At 43.3% G+C, this 5095-nt stretch carries 6 protein-coding genes and 2 pseudogenes; 7 read left to right on the top strand and 1 reads right to left on the bottom strand.

What is annotated here, in order from left to right:
* Positions 1 to 230 (bottom strand): annotated as a pseudogene (locus tag GBV73_RS10360) (IS982 family transposase); the annotation flags it as partial.
* A 58-nt stretch (positions 231 to 288) separates the two neighbouring features.
* On the opposite strand from GBV73_RS10360, the pseudogene GBV73_RS10355 reads away from it, so the two are divergent.
* The 7 genes and pseudogenes from GBV73_RS10355 to GBV73_RS10325 all read left to right on the top strand — a co-directional run.
* Positions 289 to 804: pseudogene (locus GBV73_RS10355) on the top strand (CheR family methyltransferase); the annotation flags it as partial.
* 66 nt (positions 805 to 870) lie between these two features.
* The gene (locus tag GBV73_RS10350) at positions 871 to 1140 is read left to right on the top strand and encodes a hypothetical protein (RefSeq protein WP_253910363.1); all 270 of its coding nucleotides are present in this window, start codon (positions 871 to 873) and stop codon (positions 1138 to 1140) included.
* 160 nt (positions 1141 to 1300) lie between these two features.
* Positions 1301 to 1879: a DUF1102 domain-containing protein gene (locus GBV73_RS10345; RefSeq protein ID WP_371717093.1), complete on the top strand. Its 579-nt coding sequence runs from the start codon at positions 1301 to 1303 to the stop codon at positions 1877 to 1879.
* Positions 1876 to 2433, top strand: a complete 558-nt coding sequence (locus GBV73_RS10340) for a DUF1102 domain-containing protein (protein ID WP_042701225.1) — start codon at positions 1876 to 1878, stop codon at positions 2431 to 2433. The genes GBV73_RS10345 and GBV73_RS10340 overlap by 4 nt, the downstream gene beginning before the upstream one ends.
* A 63-nt stretch (positions 2434 to 2496) precedes the next feature.
* The gene (locus tag GBV73_RS10335; protein ID WP_152881179.1) at positions 2497 to 3003 is read left to right on the top strand and encodes a DUF1102 domain-containing protein; all 507 of its coding nucleotides are present in this window, start codon (positions 2497 to 2499) and stop codon (positions 3001 to 3003) included.
* Positions 3000 to 4070, top strand: a complete 1071-nt coding sequence (locus tag GBV73_RS10330; protein ID WP_152881177.1) for a signal peptidase I — start codon at positions 3000 to 3002, stop codon at positions 4068 to 4070. Before GBV73_RS10335 ends, GBV73_RS10330 begins: the two co-directional genes overlap by 4 nt.
* Complete coding sequence (locus tag GBV73_RS10325; protein WP_152881175.1) at positions 4067 to 4981, top strand: hypothetical protein; 915 nt, start codon at positions 4067 to 4069, stop codon at positions 4979 to 4981. The genes GBV73_RS10330 and GBV73_RS10325 overlap by 4 nt, the downstream gene beginning before the upstream one ends.
* Positions 4982 to 5095: the final 114 nt, after the last annotated feature.

The raw sequence follows: 5095 nt of genomic DNA, 5'->3' as shown, positions 1-5095 counted from the left end.
GTTAGTTTGTTGTACCTGATTTTGGGGAACAGCTTCATTTCTTCGATTAGGACTCTGTAAGCGTGCTTGTAAACTCCGTTAAAGTGCAAGTGTGCTAGTATTGCGAAGGTTATTAGGTCGTAGAGGCTGATTATTTCCCTGTGAGTGTTTTTCGGGTAGTGTTTGCTGACTATCGGGTAGATTTCGGATTTTATGATCAGGATTTTCCTCTGAAAGCTCAATACAACCACCAATCAATCAAAAGACTTAAGTGCTTATAACTCTAACGATCTAATGGGAACTAGGGTAAAAGAAAACCACTTTACAACAATAAGGGTGTGGAGTGCTGCCTGCTCTACTGGACAAGAGCCCTACTCGATAGCAATGATGTTCAGTGAATTCCTGGGGCAGGACATAAAGCGCTACAATCTTTCCATACTCGCAACCGATATTGACAGAGAGGCGTTAAACATTGCTATCAAGGGTGTTTATCCGAGGGAAACCGTGGAAAAGAGCGTTCCCAAGCATCTCATCAGAAAGTACTTCCTTCCCATGGGCGACCACTATAGAATCTCACCCCAGCTTCGGCGCTACGTGAAGTTTCAGCATTTTAACCTCCTTTCCAAGGAGTATCCTAAGGGTTTTGACATGATATTCATACGCAATGTGCTCATTTATATGACCAAGGAAGCCCAAGAAGAGATCTTCCGTCGTCTTTATGATTCTCTCGAAGATCATGGTTACCTTATCCTCGGCAAAACTGAGACAATACTTGGGGATGCTTCCAAGTTGTTTAAGCTCTACAGCCTAGTAGGTAGGGTATAAGGTCAAACTGACAGGAAGCACAGAAAAAGTGTTTATGTAAGTCTGCTCCAGACACACATTCCCAAAATGGAAAGAGCGGGAATAATAAGCTTCGAGCATAATACTGTGACTTTAATTGGTGTTCCTGAAAATGTGGACGTATACATGGAAGTTGTGTCAAGGCATGACATAAGCTGGAGCACTTTTTATGCAGGCATTTCCATAATTTTTGGAGTGACTGGGTTATGGCTCAATAACATCCCTCTCGTCATTGTGTCTTTCATTTACTTAATTTTGGCAGTAATTCAGCACTTTAAGATGTATAGGGTTCTCACTTCCGGAAATCATGATGAGTAATGAGGAATTACCCTGCTGATAGTGGGGGTAAGTCGGAATTACCTATATACAATAACGAGAAGGGAAGTATGAGTGCCTTACCTACGGGTGAGACACCCTCTGAAAATTGGAGGCGAAAGATTTGAAAAAAGTTTTAGCACTTGGAATGTTAGGCCTGTTAGTGGCCTTTGCAATGGCCCTCGGCACCAGTGCAACGTTCAGGGACTACAGAGCTCAAAGAAGCGTTCACGTAGACGTTGTTGCAGATGACGTTGAGCTCATTGACCTACATCCGGGGCAACCATATGCATACCTAAATGAGAGGGGTATGCTGGTAATAGACTTCTCAGCAGACAATCCAAATTGGCCTGGGTATACAGATCCAAACTGGACCGGAGGGTTAGGAATTAGCCCACAGTCAAGGTACAACTTTGACCACGTTTTCTATGTTAGCAACCACCTCTGGGAGCAGTTTCCTATAGTAGTGAGAATTGTTTCATCACATCCAGGCAGATTCTCCTTCTATGACCCAACAGAGAATATGTGGGTAACAGATGGATATGCACAACCGTATAACTCAGACACTGCAGCTGGAGATGTATGTTTCATTCTGCAGCCTGGAGAGGAGCTCGGAGTTGGAATGGAAGTATCAGGTTTTGGAGAAGTGGGACTCGGTGACTTCCATGGGAACGTGACCATTATGGCATGGCCCTTAGGAGAAGAACCCTTTGAGTGTAGAGCAGGGGGTGTAGTAGGATGAAGAAAATACTGGGAATCTTCATGCTGATTGCAGGAATAGTCATTGCTGTAACAGCAAGCAATGCAACCTTTGCATACTTTGAGGCAGACAGAGAGGTTCATATAGCCATTGTTCCAGACGACAATGAATTAATCGATTTAGTACCTTTGCAACCCTATGCGTACATAAATGATAATGGAATGCTTGTTATCGACTTAGGTACAACAAACGAAAACTATTGGAAGTTAGTAGAAAAGAATATTGCCGTGGGTGAGGGTGTAAGCCCAGACTCAGTGTATGTATTTGAGCACATGTTTGGCATCAGCAACCACCTTTGGGAACAGGTTCCTATTTGTATGAATGTCACATACAGTGGGAGTGGTGCTATTAAATTCTTTGTAGGTGAATATACAAACGAGACTGTTGCAGCACATGAATTCTTGGTTACAATTTATCCCGGCGAAACTGTACCAATTGGAATGCTCATTGACAGCGAAGGCTTGGATGCTGGTGAGGCACTAAGTGGAACATTGAACTTCGATGCAGAACTTGGGGAATGCGAAGAGGAGGAATGATCTGATTAATTTTCCATCTTGGAGCATTTGCTCCTTTTATCTAGATTTTAGGGGGAGAAAAAAATGAGAAAAATACTCAAATTTACTGTTCTACCGATCATATTAGTCATGATATTCTTTGCGTGGGGTGTTTTCGTTGTGAGGCCAATCCCCGTTGTTCTGGCTGTTGAAGATAACGTCTCAGTTTCCATAGAGAATCCTCTGCCGCCTTATGCCTATTTAAGCCAGGGGTATTTGAAGATTGACATCAGCAACCAAAGTCCCCTCTATCCCGGGTTTGGAGAGGGTCTTTCACCTGATACGGTTTACGTTTTCGACGACGTTTTTGAAATATACAACAATGAAAGCGAAACAGGGGCGGCTGTTATATGTGTGGTCATAAGCTCGTCTACTCCAGTTATTGGCCTCTTTGTGAGTCCCTATCCCGGAACCTGGAGCCAGAGCATAGATTTTGAAGTCCCTGCAAACCAGAGCGTTCAGGTGGGGATGAGATTTGACACTACTGGATTAGGGTTGGGAGATTACAACCAAAACATTACAATACAAGCTTTTGGAGGCTCCTGCCAATGAAGGCATCCCTTGAATATTTCCTGATTCTTGCGGTTTCCGTGTTTGTTGTGGGGTCTATCGCGGGAGCTCTTCTTGATAGACCCGTTTTCATGTCTTATGTTTACTCAGATAGCATGACCCCTACGCTGAATAAGGGGGATTTGTTCTTCATAAATCCTTTTTCAAGGAGCGCCGATGTTGGTGATATAATCGTTTTTAATCTGAGAGGCAGCTGGACTGTCCATAGAGTCGTGGCAATTGTTGAAAATGGCTACATTACCAAAGGCGACAACAACGTTGCAACCGACCAGCAAGAAGGGAGAGCGAGCCCAGTTTCAAAAGATAAAATAGCGGGAAAGGTGCTTACCATTGGAGATTCCCCCCTCAAAATCCCACAACTGGGAACGTATCTTCAAAGAGGACTCTCTGGAAGAACTAAAATGCTGCTTGCGGCATTAATGATAGTATTGGGAGCCTTAGCTTTCACGGGAGAGACCCCAAAGCACAGAAAAAAGAGGCCCAGGTTTACCAGAGTAAAGTTCAAAACTCTCTACCTTCTGGCTTCGGCATTTCTCTTGATAATGCTCTCAGCTTCAATATTTGTTTCCTGGCAGGTGTTTCCAATAGAATACGCAGTGACATCCGCAGGGGGTCAGAGAGAAGGATGGGTTTTACCCGGTTCCACATTTGAAAGGGAAATCACCATAAAAAATGGGAACTTCTATCCGATGGTCTACTATCTTGAGCCCCAGACTGGAGGGATTTCAAGCCTATCAGAAACTCAGCTTGAATTGGGGCCCCAAGAAGAAGAAACAGTTAAAGTTACAATAAACGCTCCCGAAGAAACTTCACTTTTCATGGATAAGGTGAAAGTAAACGCCTATATCCCAGTGTTGCCAAAATCAGTGATCAACTGGCTTTACAGCATAAATCCATTTGCTCCTCTCTTTGCAATTCTCTCTGAGACTGCAGTTTTTCTGGGAATTCTTTACCTCATTTCGGGAATTGGGGATGAAGATGTGTTAAAAATCAGAAATAAGAGATCCAGCTTATTAAGGCAAATCAAAATGGAGGTGTTTGGGAGATGAGAAAACTTATCCCGGTTATACTTTTGCTGCTATTGTCTTCATTGATAGTCATCGGTTCAAGCGGGACTTTTGTCTACTTCAATGCAGAGAGGGAAGTAAAAGTTGCAGTTGTTCCTCATGATGAGGAGTATTTGAGCTTTATGTGTTACAATGGCTACGCAGCAACGGTAATAGTTGACCAGAACAGCGAACTTACTTTCGACGCACTCACCATTGGCAACTATCTAAACGAACTTGAAACGGTTAATATCTGGCTAGATCCAGACTATTCCAATCTTCCAAGTGGAGTGGAAATGTGGATAGAAAGTGAAGATGGTGTACCAAAACCAATTGCTTCCCAGGAATACTACACCTTCTGGGGCAACATCAGCGTTGGAAATGCAGACCCGGGGACTTATGAAGTCCCCATAACTCTCTATGCCACCTGGGATGGAGGAGATGCGGTAATAGAGACCTGCCCGATAAGAGTGAAAATCTTAAGCGGGCCGAAGATTGAAAAGGTTCTTTTGAGCGGGAACGAGACAAATATTCCATTAAAAACCTATCAGGAATGGGTTTTACAGATAAATGTGACCAATGGTGGAACTGCTCAGAATTTGACAATTGAGGATATTATTCCCGGAGAATTTGACGTAAACTTAACCAGGACAAACGCAAGTAAGGGAACTTACAACTTTACAAGGCATGGGAAGTCAGACCACTTGGAGTGGAACGTTGAATTGGGCCCAGGAGAAAATGCACACATGAACATTACGATCTCCACAAGATGGGTAGAAACTGGAAAAGACGGAAAATGGGAGTTCACGTCTTGCGGCAATTATTCCCTCAACAAAGGTGCTGAGATAGTTGGCTATGGAATAGTTAGCAACAGCCTTACGGTAGAAGCGAACATTGGTTGTGAAGATGAGTAGGAGAATGGAAACTCTCATGGGAGAGGTTGATTTACTGGGCTGTTCTTTAAACGATAACTACCGGAACATTTGAATATTTTTGGTTCCGTAAAGCTTAAATGGTTTTGAGTCATA

Origin of the sequence: Thermococcus sp. 101 C5, from assembly GCF_009372125.1 — an archaeon.
Classification (GTDB): domain Archaea; phylum Methanobacteriota_B; class Thermococci; order Thermococcales; family Thermococcaceae; genus Thermococcus_A; species Thermococcus_A bergensis.
Note: the sequence above shows the minus strand (reverse complement) of the source record. Positions and strands in the feature narration are given on the sequence as shown.